The 15,766-nt window shown below is 68.4% G+C and carries 12 protein-coding genes; 9 read left to right on the top strand and 3 right to left on the bottom strand.

Translation table 11 applies throughout. From position 1 onward, the window contains the following. Positions 1-142 precede the first annotated feature (142 nt). From ACRDNQ_RS16330 to ACRDNQ_RS16315, 4 genes are all read left to right on the top strand, one after another. The gene (locus ACRDNQ_RS16330; protein ID WP_431829753.1) at positions 143-1,747 is read left to right on the top strand and encodes a bifunctional metallophosphatase/5'-nucleotidase; all 1,605 of its coding nucleotides are present in this window, start codon (positions 143-145) and stop codon (positions 1,745-1,747) included. Between the two features lie 89 nt (positions 1,748-1,836). After that, a complete protein-coding gene (locus tag ACRDNQ_RS16325; RefSeq protein WP_431829752.1) occupies positions 1,837-2,502 on the top strand; it encodes an SOS response-associated peptidase in 666 nt (221 codons plus the stop codon). 317 nt (positions 2,503-2,819) lie between these two features. After that, positions 2,820-3,938: an AAA family ATPase gene (locus tag ACRDNQ_RS16320; protein ID WP_431829751.1), complete on the top strand. Its 1,119-nt coding sequence runs from the start codon at positions 2,820-2,822 to the stop codon at positions 3,936-3,938. Next, positions 3,931-5,238 (top strand): vWA domain-containing protein, encoded by a 1,308-nt coding sequence (locus ACRDNQ_RS16315; protein WP_431829750.1) that lies wholly within the window; start codon positions 3,931-3,933, stop codon positions 5,236-5,238. The genes ACRDNQ_RS16320 and ACRDNQ_RS16315 overlap by 8 nt, the downstream gene beginning before the upstream one ends. Positions 5,239-5,311: 73 nt before the next feature. Here ACRDNQ_RS16315 and ACRDNQ_RS16310 read toward each other — a convergent pair whose 3' ends face one another. After that, a complete protein-coding gene (locus ACRDNQ_RS16310; RefSeq protein WP_431829749.1) occupies positions 5,312-6,706 on the bottom strand; it encodes a GMC oxidoreductase in 1,395 nt (464 codons plus the stop codon). A 315-nt stretch (positions 6,707-7,021) separates the two neighbouring features. Beyond that, positions 7,022-7,705: a hypothetical protein gene (locus tag ACRDNQ_RS16305; protein WP_431829748.1), complete on the bottom strand. Its 684-nt coding sequence runs from the start codon at positions 7,703-7,705 to the stop codon at positions 7,022-7,024. Between the two features lie 169 nt (positions 7,706-7,874). Between ACRDNQ_RS16305 and ACRDNQ_RS16300 the strand changes: the two genes are divergently transcribed. Further along, positions 7,875-9,119, top strand: coding sequence for an acyl-CoA dehydrogenase family protein (locus ACRDNQ_RS16300; RefSeq protein WP_431829747.1), 1,245 nt, complete (start codon positions 7,875-7,877; stop codon positions 9,117-9,119). 46 nt (positions 9,120-9,165) lie between these two features. On the opposite strand, the gene ACRDNQ_RS16295 is transcribed toward ACRDNQ_RS16300, so the two are convergent. Then, the gene (locus ACRDNQ_RS16295; protein ID WP_431829746.1) at positions 9,166-10,041 is read right to left on the bottom strand and encodes a LysR family transcriptional regulator; all 876 of its coding nucleotides are present in this window, start codon (positions 10,039-10,041) and stop codon (positions 9,166-9,168) included. Between the two features lie 99 nt (positions 10,042-10,140). On the opposite strand from ACRDNQ_RS16295, the gene ACRDNQ_RS16290 reads away from it, so the two are divergent. The 4 genes from ACRDNQ_RS16290 to ACRDNQ_RS16275 all read left to right on the top strand — a co-directional run bounded on the left by ACRDNQ_RS16290 (position 10,141) and on the right by ACRDNQ_RS16275 (position 15,765). Continuing rightward, positions 10,141-11,700 carry a proton-conducting transporter transmembrane domain-containing protein gene (locus ACRDNQ_RS16290; RefSeq protein ID WP_431829809.1) on the top strand — a complete coding sequence of 520 codons (1,560 nt, stop codon included), beginning with the start codon at positions 10,141-10,143 and terminating at the stop codon, positions 11,698-11,700. Positions 11,701-11,748: 48 nt separating this feature from the next. Then, positions 11,749-14,160 carry a YbcC family protein gene (locus ACRDNQ_RS16285; RefSeq protein WP_431829808.1) on the top strand — a complete coding sequence of 804 codons (2,412 nt, stop codon included), beginning with the start codon at positions 11,749-11,751 and terminating at the stop codon, positions 14,158-14,160. A 113-nt stretch (positions 14,161-14,273) separates the two neighbouring features. Continuing rightward, entirely contained in the window at positions 14,274-14,690 is a 417-nt protein-coding gene (locus ACRDNQ_RS16280; protein WP_431829745.1) for a c-type cytochrome, read from the top strand. 100 nt (positions 14,691-14,790) lie between these two features. Continuing rightward, entirely contained in the window at positions 14,791-15,765 is a 975-nt protein-coding gene (locus ACRDNQ_RS16275; protein ID WP_431829744.1) for a quinone oxidoreductase family protein, read from the top strand. Position 15,766 lies beyond the last annotated feature (1 nt).

The raw sequence follows: 15,766 nt of genomic DNA, 5'->3' as shown, positions 1-15,766 counted from the left end.
CGTCAAGGGGCAGGCGGCCCAAGATGCGCGCAGCGCCCGCGCCGGGACTGGACCCGCGGACGTTCCCCCTTTGACACCGGCGGCATATGACGACAGTCTTTCCCCATCACCCGTACCGGAAGACCACAGGGAGTCTCGAAAAATGACCGCACGTCTGCTTTGCGGCGCAGCCTTCACCGCCTTGATGGCGACGCAGGCTTCGGCCGACTACACGCTGCACGTCCTGCACATCAACGACATGCACAGCCGGATCGAGCCGATCAACGCCTTCGGCTCGACCTGTTCGGCCGACGACAAGGCCGAGAACAAGTGCTTCGGCGGCGTGGCCCGCCTTTACACCAAGATCAACGAGCTTCGCGACGCGCTGACCGCGGCGGGCGAGAACGTGATCGTGCTTGACGCCGGCGACCAGTTCCAGGGCTCGCTCATGTACACGACCTACAAGGGTGCGGCCGAGGCCGAGTTCATGAACGCGATCGGCTTCGACGCGATGGCGGTGGGCAACCACGAATTCGACGACGGCCCCGAGAAGCTGGCCGAATTCGTCGACGTGGTCGAGTTCCCGGTGATCTCGGGCAACCTCGACTTGAGCCAGTCGAACCTTCTGAACGGCAAGGTCGACAACCACGTCGTGCTCGAGGTGGGCGGCGAGAAGATCGGGATCATCTCGGCGCTGGCCACCGACACGGTCGAGACCTCGTCGCCCGGGCCGAACGTCATCTTCCAGGACGAGATCGACAGCCTTGCCGCCGATGTGGCGACGCTTCAGGCCGAGGGCGTGACCAAGATCATCGCCCTGACCCACGTGGGCCTTCCCAAGGACATCGACATCGCCGGCGCCGTGGCCGGGGTCGACGCGGTGGTGGGCGGGCATTCGCACACCTACCTGTCGTCCTCGGACCCCGCGCGCCAGGGCGCCTATCCGACCTGGGTCAGCCAGGGCGACGGCACGCTGGTTCCCGTGGTGCAGGCGGGCGCCTATTCGAAGTACCTCGGCCACCTCGAGTTGACCTTCGACGACGCGGGCAACCTTGTCTATGCGGCCGGCGACACGATCGTGCTTGACGCCTCGGTCGAGGAAAACCCCGAGATCGCCGCCCGCGTGGCCGAGCTTGGCGGCCCGATCGAAGAGCTGAAGGCGCAGGTCGTCGGCACCGCCGCCGAGATGATCGAAGGGGACCGGACGGTCTGCCGCGCGGTGGAATGCCCGATGGGCAATCTTGTCGCCGACGCGATGCTGGACCGGGTCAGGGATCAGGGCGTGACCATCGCCATCCAGAACGGCGGCGGTCTGCGCGCGTCGATCGACGCGGGCGAGATCACCATGGGCGAGGTCCTGACGGTGCTGCCGTTCCAGAACACCCTCGCCACCTTCGAGGCGACGGGCCAGATGATCATCGACGCGCTCGAGAACGGCGTGAGCCAGGTCGAGGACGGCGCCGGCCGCTTCCCGCAGGTCGCGGGCCTGAAGTACAGCTGGAAGGCCTCGAACGAACCGGGCAGCCGCATCCTCGATGTCATGGTGGCAGACGGCGACGGCTGGGTGCCGATCGACCCCGCCACGGTCTATGGCGTGGTCACCAACGACTACATGCGCAATGGCGGCGACGGCTATCGCATGTTCCGTGAAGGCATGAACCCCTACGACTTCGGCCCCGGCCTCGAGATGGTCCTGGCCGACTACATCGCGGCGATGGGTGGCACCTACACGCCCTACATCGACGGGCGGATCGTCCGGGTCGAGTGACCCGAGACAGACCAAAGGCCTAAGGCGGGACGCGTCCGGAGTGGCGCGCCCCGTTTTCTTTCGACCGCCCCCGCGCTAGGCTTTCGCCCATGTGCGGCCGTTTCGTCCTGACCCACCCGAGCGAGGCGCTGGCGCAGCTGTTCGAGGCTGCGCCTTCGAACGACCTGCCACCGGTCCCGAACTTCAACATCTGCCCGACGCAGGCGGTGCATGTGGTGACCTCGGACGAAGGCGGCCGGCGGTTGCAGGCGATGCGCTGGGGGTTTCTGCCGCATTGGTACAAGACCCCGGCCGACGGGCCGCTTCTGATCAATGCCCGGGCCGACACGCTGGCCGAGAAGCCCGCCTTCCGCGCCGCCTGCCGCGAGCGGCGTTGCCTGATCCCGGCTTCGGGATTCTACGAATGGACGAAGGACAGGGACGATCGCCGTCTGCCCTGGTACATCCATCGCGCCGATGGTGCGCCAGTGGCCTTCGGAGGCGTCTGGCAGGCTTGGGAACGCGAGGGCGAGCGTCTTCAGACCTGCGCCATCGTCACCACCGATGCCGCGCCGTCGCTGGCCCATATCCATCACCGGATGCCGCTGTCGATCGAGGCGGCCGACTGGCCGCTCTGGCTTGGCGAGGCCGGCAAGGGGGCGGCGACCCTCATGCATCCCGCGCCTGACGGCGTTTTCGATTTCCACCGGGTCGATCCGGCGGTGAACTCGAACCGCGCCAGTGGGCCGCGGCTGATCGAACCGATCGCGGCCTAGGAAGGGGGGCACCCAAAAAAAGGCCGCGCATGCGCGGCCTGTCCAGTCAGGGAGGAACCGGTTCGCGTCCGTCCCGGAAGGACGGTTGCGGAATATCGTCTGTGCGCTGCCGCTCGATCCCTGGTCTGCGGTTCTGAAGTCGCCGCCGTTCCAGAGTGCTTCGCGCCGAAGCGCCATCTGTGCGTTGATACTACAGGATTGCGGCTGAATTGTGTAGCTGTGTTCCTGCGCGCAGCAAACCATTCAGGGGTGCGCGCCCGGCGCTCGACTCACGCCCTTTCCGCGCCAGATATGTGCGGGAAACGCCAGGAGGGGTAATGACGGTCAACGCGATGCGGGTGTCGGCGGGCGATGCGCTTGCCGTGCTTTTGGCGGGGTGGGAGGCGCAGAAGGCCGGAGGGATGCGCGCGTCGTTCATGCTGCACGGGCGGCCGGGCGTCGGCAAGACGCAGGTGGTGGAAGAACTTGCCCGCCGCATCGGCGCGCAGTTCTTCGATCTGCGCCTGACCACGATCGAGCCGCAGGACCTGCGTGGCTTGCCCTATTACGACCACGCGGCAAAGCGGACGCTGTGGTACCGGCCCGAGGACCTGCCGGACGATTCCGCGCACCCCTCGGTCCTGTTCCTCGACGAACTGACTGCCGCGTCGCCTACTCTTCAGCCCACGGTCTATGGCCTGCTGCAGGAGCGCCGCGTGGGCCGGCACCGGTTGCCCGACAGCGTGTTCCTGGTCGCGGCCGGCAACACGGTCGAGGACGGTGCCATCGCCTATGAGATGGGCACAGGTCTGAGCGACCGGCTTGTGCATCTTCTGGTCGAGGCCAGCGCCGACGACTGGCTGCGCAACTTCGCGGTTCCCAAGGGGATGCATCCGGCGGTGATCGCCTTCATCCGCACCCGTCCCGACCTGCTGGAAACCACCGAAGAGGCGCTGTCGCGCGGCGACATGATCGCGGCGACGCCGCGGTCGTGGGAACGGGTCAGCCAGATTGCGCACTCGGTTCCCGACCGGCGCATCCGGAACATGATGGTGGCGGGCACGGTGGGCGAGGCGATCGGAGCGGACTTCGCCCTTGTGGCCGACGAGATCGCGGCGACCGTGCGCGTGGACGAGATGATCGTGGCCCGGGGGGCCGAGCGCGTGGCGCTTTATCCCGGCACGCTGCACGGTCTGGCGGCGCTTGTTTACGGGCTGGTCGGCACGCTTGACGCGGACACCGCGCCCGAGGTGATCGCGATCCTGGCCGATATTCGCCGTCTCGACCAACTGCGCCCGGGCGACGGCTTCGGCGCGCTGCCCCTGACCGAACTTTGCACCCACGGCTTCGAACTTCTGATCGCCAAGGGACTCGACGCAGGGCTGGAGCAGGCGTTCCTCGACCATCCGGCCTACGCCGACTATGCCGCCGAACGACGGGCCGCCGGGCTTGGCTAACGGGGGGCATTTTCACGCGCGCCGCGCGGTTCGGGCGCTGGCCTCGCTGGCCGAGACGGACCCGGCGCTTGCCGCGCTGTCGCTCTGGTGCCGGCATCGTGACGACGATGCCGTGGCGATGGCTGAAAGCGACTCAATTTCAATTCGGTACGGGCCTCTGTTCGAGCAATTGACGCTGGCCCACCAGGTCGGGGTCGCGGCGCATCACATCCTGCACGTGGCGTTCCGTCATGCGCCCCGCGCCGCCACCCTGGCGGCGCGGCAAGGCGGGAGTTTCGACCTCGACCTGTTCAATATCGCCGCGGATGCCATTGTAAACGAAGCGCTTCTGGCGTCCGGATACATCCTTCCACGTCCCTTCGTGACGCTGGACGGGCTTCTGCGCGAGGCCTTCGGCGAAACGGACGCGGGGCGCGAGGCGCTGGCCCGGCTTGACGCCGAGCGGCTATTCCTGCGGCTTGCCGCGGCCCGTGGGCGGCCCGGCAAGGGGGCGAGCCGGCGCAGCGGCGGGGCGGAAGGAGATCGTGACGGCGCGCAGGAGCTCAAGGTCTGGGCCGCGACGCAGGGCTATTCCGCCGACCTTGCACCCGGCGGCCCGGACGGTGAGCGCGCCCGCACGGCCGAGGACGACGCGGATTGGCGCCAGCGCGTCGCGCGCGCCATGCATCAGGGACGCGCTGCGGGCCGCGGGATCGGCATGATCGTGCGCGGGATCGCGGACATCCGTCCGCCGACCACCCCGTGGGAGCGGCACCTGCGCGGCCTGCTGACCCGCGCGGTGACCGAAGGCCCGAGGCCCGGCCATTTCCGCCCGTCGAACCGCTGGCTGGCGGGGGACTCCGACGCCCGGTCCCGAGGCCGGACGTCGCCGGCGTTCGAGGCCGCGGTTCAAAGGCGCCGGGCCGTCCCGCGTATCGCGGTGGGCATCGACGTGTCGGGCTCGATCGACGAGGGGCGGCTGACGCGCTTCGGGGCCGAGATCGCGGGGATCGGCGCGCGAACCGGGGCCGAGGTCCATGTGCTTGCCTTCGACGACGAGGTGCGCAGCAGCACCCGCATCGCGGGCCGCGACTGGACGCGCGAAATCGCGCGGCTGAACCTGACGGGGGGCGGCGGGACCTCCTTCGCCGGCGTGGTCGCCGCGGCCGAGGCGCTGGCCCCCTCGATCCTCGTGATCCTCACCGATCTCGACGGCGCCTTCGGACCCGCGCCGCGCCGTCTGCCGGTGCTTTGGGCCGTGCCCGAGGCCATCGCGGCGCCACGCCCGCCGTTTGGACGCGTGATCGACCTGTCAGCCTGACGCCTGGGGCGCGGGCCCGTTCGGCCGTGGGCCGAGGCCGCACCACCCGATGTCCGGGTTCCCATGCAGGTGATCAGGCCGACAGGTGATCGGCCAGCCGAAGCGAGAGCTGCACGATTGTCATCGTAGGATTGGCCATGCCGCTGGTGGGAAAGACCGAAGACCCCGCGACGTAAAGATTGCGCCGGCCGAAGGCGCGGCAGTTGCGGTCGACAACCCCAAGATCCGGTCTGTCGGCCATCCTGGTTCCGCCCATATGATGGTGCCCTGCCAGTTCATCATCGTCCGGGTAGGCGTCGCCGTTGCGCAGCCATCGCGACAGGCGTGCCCGCCCGATGTCCTCTTCCGCCAGGAAGGTGCCGAACTGGACGAAGGTCATGAGCACCGTTTCGCGGTCAAGCTCTGATTTCGACCAGTTCAACTCAATCCTGGGTATTCCGAACTGGTCCACGTCGCGTTCCGACAGGGCCACTTTGTTCTCGAACCGCGGCTCTTGTTCCCAGGCGGCCCGCACCGACGCCCCGCAGATGAGAAGTCTGCCGAAAGCGGCATAGGTTCGTTGTCCCAGTTCGGGGGCGATGCAGGCGATGGAGGACGCGGCCTCCTTGACCCAGCCCCGGTTCATTTCCTTGATGCGGCCCACGCGCAGGCCGCAGTTGAGGATGCCCAGCCTGGCCTGCTCGTCCGCGGTCAGTCCGAAGACGGAATCCTCAGGGAAATCGTCGGGCAGGACGAGGTTGCCGACCCAGAAATGGGGGTGCTCCATCCAGTACCGCCCGAGCGGCGTTCGCGGATCGACGAACTTGCCGCCGTGCTCTCGGTTCGCGGCAAGCAGAACGCGGCTGTTTTCAAGCCCCCCGCACGCCAGCACATAGGTGTCGCCCGACACCGTCACGGCGTTGCCGCCGTAGTCACTGACGCGCACACCGGACACCAGGTCGTCCACCACGTCGAAGCCGGTCAGGTTGGCCCCGAGGCAAAGGTCGATCGTCTGCGACTGCGCAAGTTCGTCGCGATACTTGGTGGCGAAGCGCACCGGCGGAGAGAATGTCCAGAAGATCTGTCGTATCCCGAAGGCGTCGTTGAAGACCCTGTCCTCGGGTTGAGGTTCGATCTCGAGGATTTCCTGGGTGCGCTCGAGATAGGGATCAAGGTCCCCCTTCCTGATCGGCCATTGGAGGATTTCCGAGTCGAGGCGCTTTTCGAAATCCGAGGCGTCGAGCGTTCTGCAGAACCCGCCCCAGTGATTGGACGACCCCCCGAATTGCCGAAGGCGCGTGATGTCCAGATCGAAGTAGGTGTCTCCGATCGTTTCGCCGATGTAGACGTCCTGAGACTGGTCGCTGAAGGCTTCCTCACCACCTTCGAGGACAAGCACGCGCCTGTTCTTCCGCCCAAGCTCCAGCGCGGTGGTGAGCCCGGCGGGACCGGACCCGATGACCACGACGTCATAGGTCCGTTCCGGCATGGTCCGGAGGTCTGAGAAGGTAAGGATCAAACGTCGTCCCTGCGCAGGATCCAGCCAGACCTCGTTATCCTGACGCCGCCAAGAACCTTGGGACACCCGACAAAGAGGACGACGGCCTTACCGAAAAGGGCCGAAAACAGGGTCCGTCTAGAGAGCTTCACGTGGACCTTCCGACCCTTTCAATTCAGTGAAACCGTAACGGCGTGATTGCCTTCTGTCAAACGGCGGCCACGACGGTGAGAGAGCAACAGACCACCCGGCAAAGCATGGAGCGGGCTGTTCAAAAGCCTGTTGCCTGGCCATGCGCGCTTGTGCCTAGCGCCCCGTCATGGCCGCCAACCGCGCGTGCGCCGAGACCGTGGCCGCGTCAAGGAAGGTGTCGCGCAGGAACGCGTCCTCCGCGAGATTGACAAGGTGGAGCCTTCGCTCGGTCAGGTCCGCGTCGAAGAGCGCGCCGCGCAGGGCCGCGCGTTCGTCTGGTGTCAACTCAAGGATGCGCGGGGCGCCGTCGTCGATCTGAACCGACAGAAGCGTCAGCGGCGGCACCTTCGCCAGCGCCGACTGTTCGACCACCAGATGCAGTGCGCCCGTGCGCATCCGTCGCCCCGCGGCCAGCCGCGTCAGGTAATCGGCCGAGCGCAGCCGCAGAAGATCGAGCGCGCGCTGGGCGTCGACCTCGTCGATCAGGTCCGCGCGGCGGTCGCGCGGCACGCTTAGAACGCGGCTTTCCACGAAATAGATCAGGATGAACATCAACAGCGGCGCCTGGCTGATCGGCAGCGCGAGGTGCGGCCAGATGAACATCGCCACCGGGAACGGCCAGAGCGCCAGAAGATAGCGCGGCAGGGCGTGTTCGAAGATCAGCCGCAGGGTCAGCCCGCTGAACAACCCTTCGCGCGGGTAAAGCGTGATGCTGCGCCCCAGGATCGGTTTCGGGATGCGCCGCACTTCGAGCGCGGCGCGATTGAGGATCGTGTCGGGGGTGACGATCAGAAGCATCGGCCTTTCCGTCGCGTGCGGTCTGGCAGCTAAGCCGTCGCAGCGTCACGTCCAGCCCGCGCACGCGCAAGCCCCTTGGCAAGTGGGGCCGCGATGCGCATAGATGGCACAGGCGCGCAAACGATTGCACCAGCCAGATCGGCGGCGGCGCGAACAGGGGAGGAACAGGATGATCCATGCAGATGACAGCACGCTGACCGAAGAACAGCGCATGATGCGCGACAGCTGCCGGTCCTTCGTCGACGACATCGTGACACCCTTCATCCGGGCGAACTGGCAGCGCGAATGGGACATGAGCCCCGGCGACCGGTTGCCGCCCAGCATCCTCGAAGGCGCCGAAGCCATCGGCATCCGGACGCTGGGCGTGCCCGAGGAATACGGCGGCTTCGACCTAGATCCCGGGACCGAGGTGCGCACCTTCGCGCTGATCGCGGAAGAGGTGGCGCGCGGCGACTCGGGTCTTGCCGACAAGCTGGTGCAGAACTGGAAGGTGGCGATCCTGCTGCGCGAGGTGGCCTCGAAGCAGCTGGTCGAGCCCTGGTTCCGCCGCCTGCTCGAGGATCCGTCCTTCCTTCTGGCCCACGCCCTGACCGAGCCGCGCGGCGCCTCGGACCGCTGGCTGCCCTACAACGCGCCCGAAGCCGCGATGCAGACGCGCGCGGTGCGCGACGGCGACCATTGGGTACTGAACGGGCGCAAGCAGTACATCTCGAACGGCTATGACGCCGGGCTTTATGTCGTCTATGCCAACACCGACCGTACCAAGGGGATGCTTCAGGGAACCTCGAGCTTCCTGATCCCGCGCGGCACCCCCGGCTTCACCGTGACCAAGTGCAACGAGACGATCGGCTGCCGCTTCATGAACAACGGCGAACTCACGCTCGAGGACTGCCGCATCCCCGCCAGCCACCTGCTGGTCGAGGGCACCGCGCTTGGCGGCGCCGGGCAGTATTTCCGCGCGGGCAAGATCATCCAGGCGGCCAAGAACCTTGGCGTGGGCGTGGCCTGCTTCGAGCGCACGGCCGACTTCGTCCAGCATCACGTGCAGGGCGGGCGCATCCTGATCAAGCATCAGGCCGTGGCGATCCGGCTTGCCGACATGGCCTGCCGGATCGAGGCCGTCCGGTCGCTGGTGGAACGCGCCTCGCGCGCCGTCGACCTGCGCCACCCGGACGCCGATATCCTGTGCAACATGGCCAAGGTCTATGCCTCGGAAGAGATCATGAAGGTCGCGCAGCACATGCTGGAACTGCACGGCGGGCACGGCGCGATGCTGGAGAACGGGGTCGAGAAGCTGTTTCGCGACGCCGCGATCTTCCTGCACATGGACGCGACCGTCGACATCAGCCACATGAAGATCATCAAGGCGATGTTCCCCGCGACCGCCGGCAAGTATGCGGGGCCCGAGGACTGACGCCGAGGACAGTCTGTGGCGGAGCCGGGCGACCCAGGTGGCGGTGTCAGGCCGCGCCCAGGACCTCGGCCAGAAGCGGGTTGGGATAGCGGCGTTCGACGGTGACGCCGTAGAAGGTCTCGCTCAGGCCGGGCAGGGCGGCGCATTCGACAAGCGTGCCCGACGACAGTTCGTCGCGCACCACGATGGGTGGCAGGACCGCAAGGCCGATGCCCTCGCGCACCAGGAGGCGCATCATCGCCATGTCGTCGACCTCGGCCACGATGCGCGGGCGCACCCCCAGCCGGTCGGCAAGCGCGTCGAAGCCCATGCGCAGCCCGCTTTCCATGGTCGGCAGGATCAGTGCGGCGTCGGCCAGCCGGTTGCCAAGCGGCACGCCATCGGCGCAAAGCCGCGGCACGCCGATCAGGCTGACGGGCTGGGAATCGAGCGGCCGCACGATGAAAGGCGTCAGCGCGTCCGCGGGAGGCGGGCGGTTCGTCAGCACAAGGTCGAGATGCAGCGCCGCAAGCGCGCTGAAAAGCTCGGCCGCGCTGCCCGAGCGCAGGATCACCTCGACGTCCAGCCGCCCCAGAAGTGGCTTCAGGAACGCCAGCTGGAAGTTGCGCGACAGCGTCGCCAGCGCCCCGATCCGCAGGACCTGGCCCGGCGCCCCGGTCTGGCGCAGCGTGGCCACAAGCTCGTCCCCGGTGGAAAAGATCGCGTCGGCGTGGTCAAGCGCGATGCGCCCGGCCTCGGTCAGGTGCAGCGCCCGGCCGCGCCGCTCGAACAGGGCCTGGCCGAGCCGCTCCTCGAGCTTTCGGATCTGCGCCGACAGCGCCGATTGCGACACATTCAGCCGTTCGGCCGCGCGCGTCAGGTGGCCTTCGTGGGCCACGGTCTGGAAGTAGCGCAGATGGTGGTAGTTGAGATCGTTCGACATATCGTTCGATCTAGTAGAACGAAAACGCGATAACAATATATTTTTATTAACCTCATCGCTTGAGTACACCCGATCGGAACCGTGGAACGGGAGATGACGATGACCTACGCCTTCCTGCCGCTGATCGCGCCTGCCGCGTTGATCCTTGCCGCCCTTGCCGCGCTGCGCGCCCCCGGCCTGCGGCCGCAGGGGCTGATCCGCCTGTGCGAGGGTGCGGCGCTTGTCGCCCTAGGCGCGGCGCTGGCGTCAGCGGCAGCGCTGATCGCCTGGGGTCCGGCGACCAGCGCGCTTCTGGGCGCGGGCGGCGTGGGCCTGTCGGTCCGGCTTGACGTGCTGAGCGTCATGATGCTGACGCTCGTGTCCTTCATCGGCTGGGTGGTGCTGCGCTATTCGGGGACCTACCTCGACGGCGAGGCCCGGCAGGGCGCCTTCATGGGCCGGATGGCGGCGACGCTGGCGGCGGTTCTCCTGCTGGTGCAGGCGGGCAACCTCTTCCAGCTGGTTCTTGCCTGGATCGCGACCAGCCTGTTCCTGCACCAGCTTCTTCTGTTCTACCGCGACCGGGTGCCCGCACAGCGCGCCGCCCGCAAGAAATCCGTCGTCGCGCGGGCCGGCGACGCCGCGCTGATCGGCGCCACCGTTCTTCTGGTCTGGGTCTTCGGAACGGCCGACATCGCCACGATCCTGGCCGAGGCCCGCGTCGCCGAAGGCGGCCCCGCGCTGGTCGCGGCCGCCACGCTTCTGGCGCTGGCCGCGCTTCTGAAATCGGCGCAGTTCCCCACCCACGGCTGGCTGACCGAGGTGATGGAGGCGCCGACGCCCGTCTCGGCGCTGCTGCACGCGGGCGTCATCAACGCGGGCGGTTTCCTTCTGATCCGCTTCGCCGATGTCATGCTGCTGTCGCCGGCGGTGCTGGCGCTGCTGGTGATGGTGGGCGGGTTCACTGCGCTCTTCGGCGGTCTCGTCATGCTGACCCAGCCGGCGGTCAAGACCTCGCTTGCGTGGTCCACGATCGCGCAGATGGGCTTCATGATCATGCAGTGCGGCCTTGCGCTGTTCCCGCTGGCGCTGCTGCACATCGTGGCGCATTCGCTTTACAAGGCGCATGCGTTCCTTGCCTCGGGTGGGGCGGTGGCCCAGGTCGCGGCGAACCGGCGCCCCGGAACGGTGGCCATTCCCGACGGCCGCGCGGTGGGCCGCGCCTTCCTTCTGGCGCTGGCGATCTATGCGGCGATCGGCCTTGCCTTCGGCGTCGCCGACAAGTCGCCCCAATCGATCGCGCTGGGCGCCATCCTGATCTTCGGCGTGGCCTACCTGATCGCGCAGGGCCTTGCCGATGCCGCGCCCCGGGCGCTGACCCGCCGCACGGTGGTCTGGTCGGTCGCCGCCTCGGTGTCCTACTTCGCGCTCCAGCGCGGGGCGGAATGGCTGACGGCGGGCACGTTGCCGGCCGCTCCGGCCCCGGGGCCGCTCGAATGGGCGCTGATCGTGCTGGCCGTCGTCAGCTTCGCGGTGGTTGCCGTGGCGCAGGCGATGTTCCCGCTCTGGGCCTATCACCCCGCGGCCGTGGGGCTGCGCGTCCATCTTGCCAACGGCCTTTACGCCAACGCCGTCTTCGACCGGCTGCTTGGCAACTGGGCCGCGCGGCGCCCGTCCTGACCTGACCGAGAGGAGACACGGACCATGACGACGATCCTGACGCCCGACATGACGCCCGACGCCGCCGTTCCCTCGGCCATCGCGCAGGGGATCGAGGCCGCGCAACGCCACATCCCGCCGGCCTTCCCGCTGGCCGCGACGGTGGCGGTCAATCCCTTCCTCGGACAGACCGACAAACCCCTGGCCGAGCTTGCTGCGCATCTGGCGCGGGTGGGCGGGGTCGCGGTGACCATGCCGCGCGACTGGTACCTGGCGAAGATCGAGGCGGGCGAGATCGCCGAGGCCGACCTTGCCGCAGCCCTCGCCGCGGCTCCGGCGGGCGCGAAACCCGCCAGTGTCGCCGCGCTTAGGGCCGCCGCCGCCCGTGCCCGCCCCGCGCCGCAGGCCCTGCCGACCGTCGCCGACCTTGCGGCTTCGGTCAGCGGACTCGATTGGCCGGCGCTGATCGCCGACCGCATCGGCGTCTGGGCCGGGGCCTATTTCGATCAGGGGCAGGCGCTGTGGGTGGCACCCAAGAAGCGCGGCGCCTGGTGGGGCTGGCGCACCTTCGCCACGCGTGACCTCACGCCCGAGATCATGGGGCTTCAGGGCTTCGCCGCCTTCGTCGGCGACGCGGGCGAGGACCCGTCCGAGGCGATCACCCGCGCCGCCGGAACGCTGGGGCTGAGCGATGCCGCGGTCGAGACCTGCTTCCATCAGCTTCTTCTGTCGCTGGGCGGATGGGCGCAGCACGCCCGCTATCTGCTGTGGCAAGCCGAACTTGCCGGGACCGGCGACAGCACCCTGCGCGAGCTTCTGGCGATCCGCCTTGTCTGGGAAGAGGCGCTTTACCTGCAATACGCCGACCGGGTCGGTGCCGACTGGTCGGCGGTGGTCGCGGCCCATGCCGCGCCGGTCGCCGCCAGCGAGGATGACAGGATCGACGCCATCCTGCAGGAGGCCGCCGAACGGGCCGGGCAGCGCCAGCTTGCCGCGACTCTGGCGGCCCCCGCGCCGCGCACGAACGACGACCGGCCCGCGCTGCAGGCGGCCTTCTGCATCGACGTCCGCTCCGAGGTCTTCCGTCGGGCGCTTGAATCTGTCGATCCCGGCATCCGCACGCTGGGCTTCGCGGGCTTCTTCGGCGTCTTCGCCGAACATCACGGCTTTGCTTCGGACGTGGCCGAGCGGCGGCTTCCCGTGCTTCTGAACCCGACCGTGCGCAGCACCGCGGGCAAGGGACCGGGCGCGCCGGACGACGCCGCCGCGCGGTATGCAGCCCGCGCGAAGCGCGCCTGGGGCCGGTTCAAGCTGGCGGCCGTATCCTCCTTCGCCTTCGTCGAGGCGATGGGCCCGGTCTATGTCGCCAAGCTTCTGGGCGACGCGCTGGGCCATCACGGGCATGCCCACGCCGACGAGCCCGCGCCGCGGTTCGACCCCGCGCTCGACCCCGGGACCCGGCTGCAGGCGGCCGAGACCGTACTGCGCGCGATGTCGCTGACCGACGGCTTCGCCCGGCTGGTGATCGTCGCCGGCCACGGTGCGAACGTCGTGAACAATCCCCATGCCAGCGGTCTGCACTGTGGCGCCTGCGGTGGCCATTCGGGCGAGGTGAACGCCCGCCTCCTGGCAGGGCTTCTCAATGACGTGGAGGTGCGCGCGGGCCTTGTCGACCGCGGGATCGAGGTTCCTGCCGACACGCTGTTCCTGGCCGCGCTGCACGATACCACGACCGACCGCGTCACGTTGTACGACGGTGACGTCGATGCCTCGGCCCATGGCGACGATCTGGCCCAGGCGCGGCGCTGGCTGGACGATGCCGGCCGGCTGACGCGGGGCGAACGGGCGTTGCGCCTGCCCCGCGCGGGCAGCGAAGGAGACATCGACCTGCGCAGCCGCGACTGGTCGGAAGTCCGGCCCGAATGGGCGCTGGCCGGCTGCAAGGCGTTCATCGCGGCGCCGCGCGACCGCACGGCGGGCCGCAGCCTTGCGGGCCGCGCCTTCCTGCACGACTACGACTGGCGGCAGGACAGCGGCCGGGGTTTCCCCGTGCTCGAACTGATCCTGACGGCGCCCGTGGTCGTCGCAAGCTGGATCAGCCTGCAATACTACGGCTCGACCGTCGCGCCGCAGGTCTTCGGGGGGGGCAACAAGCTTCTGCACAACGTGGTCGGCGGCATCGGCGTTCTGGAAGGCAATGGTGGCGTCATGCGCGCGGGTCTGCCCTGGCAGTCGGTGCACGACGGCGAGGGCTATGGCCACGAACCCCTGCGCCTGTCGGTCTGCGTCGAGGCCCCGCGCGAGGCGATCACGGCGATCCTTGCCCGCCACGACGGGGTGCGCGCGCTGTTCGACAACGGCTGGCTGCACCTCTTCGCCATGGACGAGGCGGGGCGCCTCGCCTGGCGCTATCGGCCCAGCATGACCTGGGAAGCCGTCGCCGGCGCCGGGGGCAAGCCCGTCCTGGCGGCCGTCGCCTGAACTGCCCGCAACACGTCGCCCATGGGCATTGACTGCGGTCAATGCCCGTGACCCGGCGTGCGGTAGCCTTCGTGGGGCTTCTCAAGGCCTGAACCCCGACGGAGGATGCTATAATGATCAGGACGATGACCGCCGCAGGCGCCGCCGCCTGCCTTGCCGCCTGTCTCGCAGCGCCCGCATTGTCGCAGGACGCCGATCCGGGGCGGACCGAATACATGATCGCCTGCGCCGGTTGCCACGGGGAATCGGCCAAGGGTGATGGTCCGATTGCCGGACTTCTTGAAATCCACACCCCCGATCTGACGCGGATGGCGGAACGGGCCGGCGGGACCTTTCCATACGAACAGGCCGTGCTTGTCGTCGACGGACGCAACGAGATCCGTGCGCACGGCAGCGACATGCCGGTCTGGGGCGATCGCTATTTCGTCAGCGCGATGGCCTCGGACGGGCTTGACCCGGCACAGGGCGACATGATGGCGCGCGGCCGGATCCTGGCCCTTGTCTCCTACCTCAGCGCGATCCAGCAGTGATGCCCAGGGGGTAGGCGAACCTGCCCCTGCCAGCCGGGTTTCCTTGTGGCGCACGGCGTCAGGCCGTAAGCTTGCCGCGACACGAAAAGGGGCAGGCTACATGGTGCGCGCGGTTGTCATCGAGGAAACGGGTGGTCCCGAGAAGCTGAAGGTCGTGGACCTGCCGGTGGGCGAGCCCGGGCCGGGTCAGATCCGCATCCGCCACAAGGCGTGCGGGTTGAACTTCATCGACGTCTATCAGCGCAGCGGTCTTTACAAGCTCGACTTGCCGCATGCCCTTGGCATGGAGGCCGCCGGCGTGATCGAGGCGGTTGGCGAAGGGGTGACCCACCTGCGCCCCGGCGACCGCGCCGCCTATGCCGCCCAGCCGCCCGGCGCCTATTGCGAGGCGCGGGTGATGCCTGCCGCACAGGTCTGCCCCCTGCCTGACGGGATCTCGTTCGAGGAAGGCGCCGCGATCATGCTTCAGGGCATGACGGTGGAATATCTCTTTCACCGCACCACGCCGATCGGGGCGGGGGACCGCGTCCTGTTTCACGCGGCAGCCGGAGGGGTCGGGCTTCTGGCCTGCCAGTGGGCCAGGTCCGAGGGGGTGGAACTGATCGCCACCGCCGGATCGGACGACAAGTGCCGACTGGCCGCCGAAGCCGGCGCGGCGCACGCGATCAACTACCGGACCGAGGATTTCGTCGCCCGCGTGAAGCAGATCACGGGCGGGAAGGGCGTCGACGTCGTGATGGACGGCGTCGGGCGGGACACCTTCGCCGGTTCGCTCGATTGCCTGCGGCCCCTGGGCTTCATGATCTCGTTCGGCAATGCGTCGGGTCCAGTCGATCCGGTCAACCTTCTGACGCTGGCGGCCAAGGGATCGCTCAAGCTGACGCGCGCGACGCTTTTCACCCATATCGCCGACCCCGCCGCCTGCCAGGCGATGGCGCGGCACGTCTTCGACAAGGTGCTGGCGGGCGACATCAAGGTGACCATCGGCCAGACCTTCCCGCTGGAAGCCGTGGCCGACGCCCACCGGGCGCTCGAGGCGCGGCAGACCACCGGCTCGACCATCCTGACGCTGTGAG

The sequence above is a fragment of the Saliniferula longa genome (genome assembly GCF_050789285.1).
Taxonomy (GTDB): domain Bacteria; phylum Pseudomonadota; class Alphaproteobacteria; order Rhodobacterales; family Rhodobacteraceae; genus CAVPWP01.
Note: the sequence above shows the minus strand (reverse complement) of the source record. Positions and strands in the feature narration are given on the sequence as shown.

Excerpts from the sequence above, each read along its gene's own strand:
- ACRDNQ_RS16290 (WP_431829809.1), top strand. The coding sequence starts at position 10,141 with ATGACCTACGCCTTCCTGCCGCTGATCGCGCCTGCCGCGTTGATCCTT.
- ACRDNQ_RS16310 (WP_431829749.1), bottom strand. The coding sequence starts at position 6,706 with ATGCCGGAACGGACCTATGACGTCGTGGTCATCGGGTCCGGTCCCGCC.
- ACRDNQ_RS16325 (WP_431829752.1), top strand. The coding sequence starts at position 1,837 with ATGTGCGGCCGTTTCGTCCTGACCCACCCGAGCGAGGCGCTGGCGCAG.
- ACRDNQ_RS16280 (WP_431829745.1), top strand. The coding sequence starts at position 14,274 with ATGATCAGGACGATGACCGCCGCAGGCGCCGCCGCCTGCCTTGCCGCC.
- ACRDNQ_RS16275 (WP_431829744.1), top strand. The coding sequence starts at position 14,791 with ATGGTGCGCGCGGTTGTCATCGAGGAAACGGGTGGTCCCGAGAAGCTG.
- ACRDNQ_RS16330 (WP_431829753.1), top strand. The coding sequence starts at position 143 with ATGACCGCACGTCTGCTTTGCGGCGCAGCCTTCACCGCCTTGATGGCG.
- ACRDNQ_RS16300 (WP_431829747.1), top strand. The coding sequence starts at position 7,875 with ATGATCCATGCAGATGACAGCACGCTGACCGAAGAACAGCGCATGATG.
- ACRDNQ_RS16295 (WP_431829746.1), bottom strand. The coding sequence starts at position 10,041 with ATGTCGAACGATCTCAACTACCACCATCTGCGCTACTTCCAGACCGTG.
- ACRDNQ_RS16285 (WP_431829808.1), top strand. The coding sequence starts at position 11,749 with ATGACGCCCGACGCCGCCGTTCCCTCGGCCATCGCGCAGGGGATCGAG.
- ACRDNQ_RS16305 (WP_431829748.1), bottom strand. The coding sequence starts at position 7,705 with ATGCTTCTGATCGTCACCCCCGACACGATCCTCAATCGCGCCGCGCTC.
- ACRDNQ_RS16320 (WP_431829751.1), top strand. The coding sequence starts at position 2,820 with ATGACGGTCAACGCGATGCGGGTGTCGGCGGGCGATGCGCTTGCCGTG.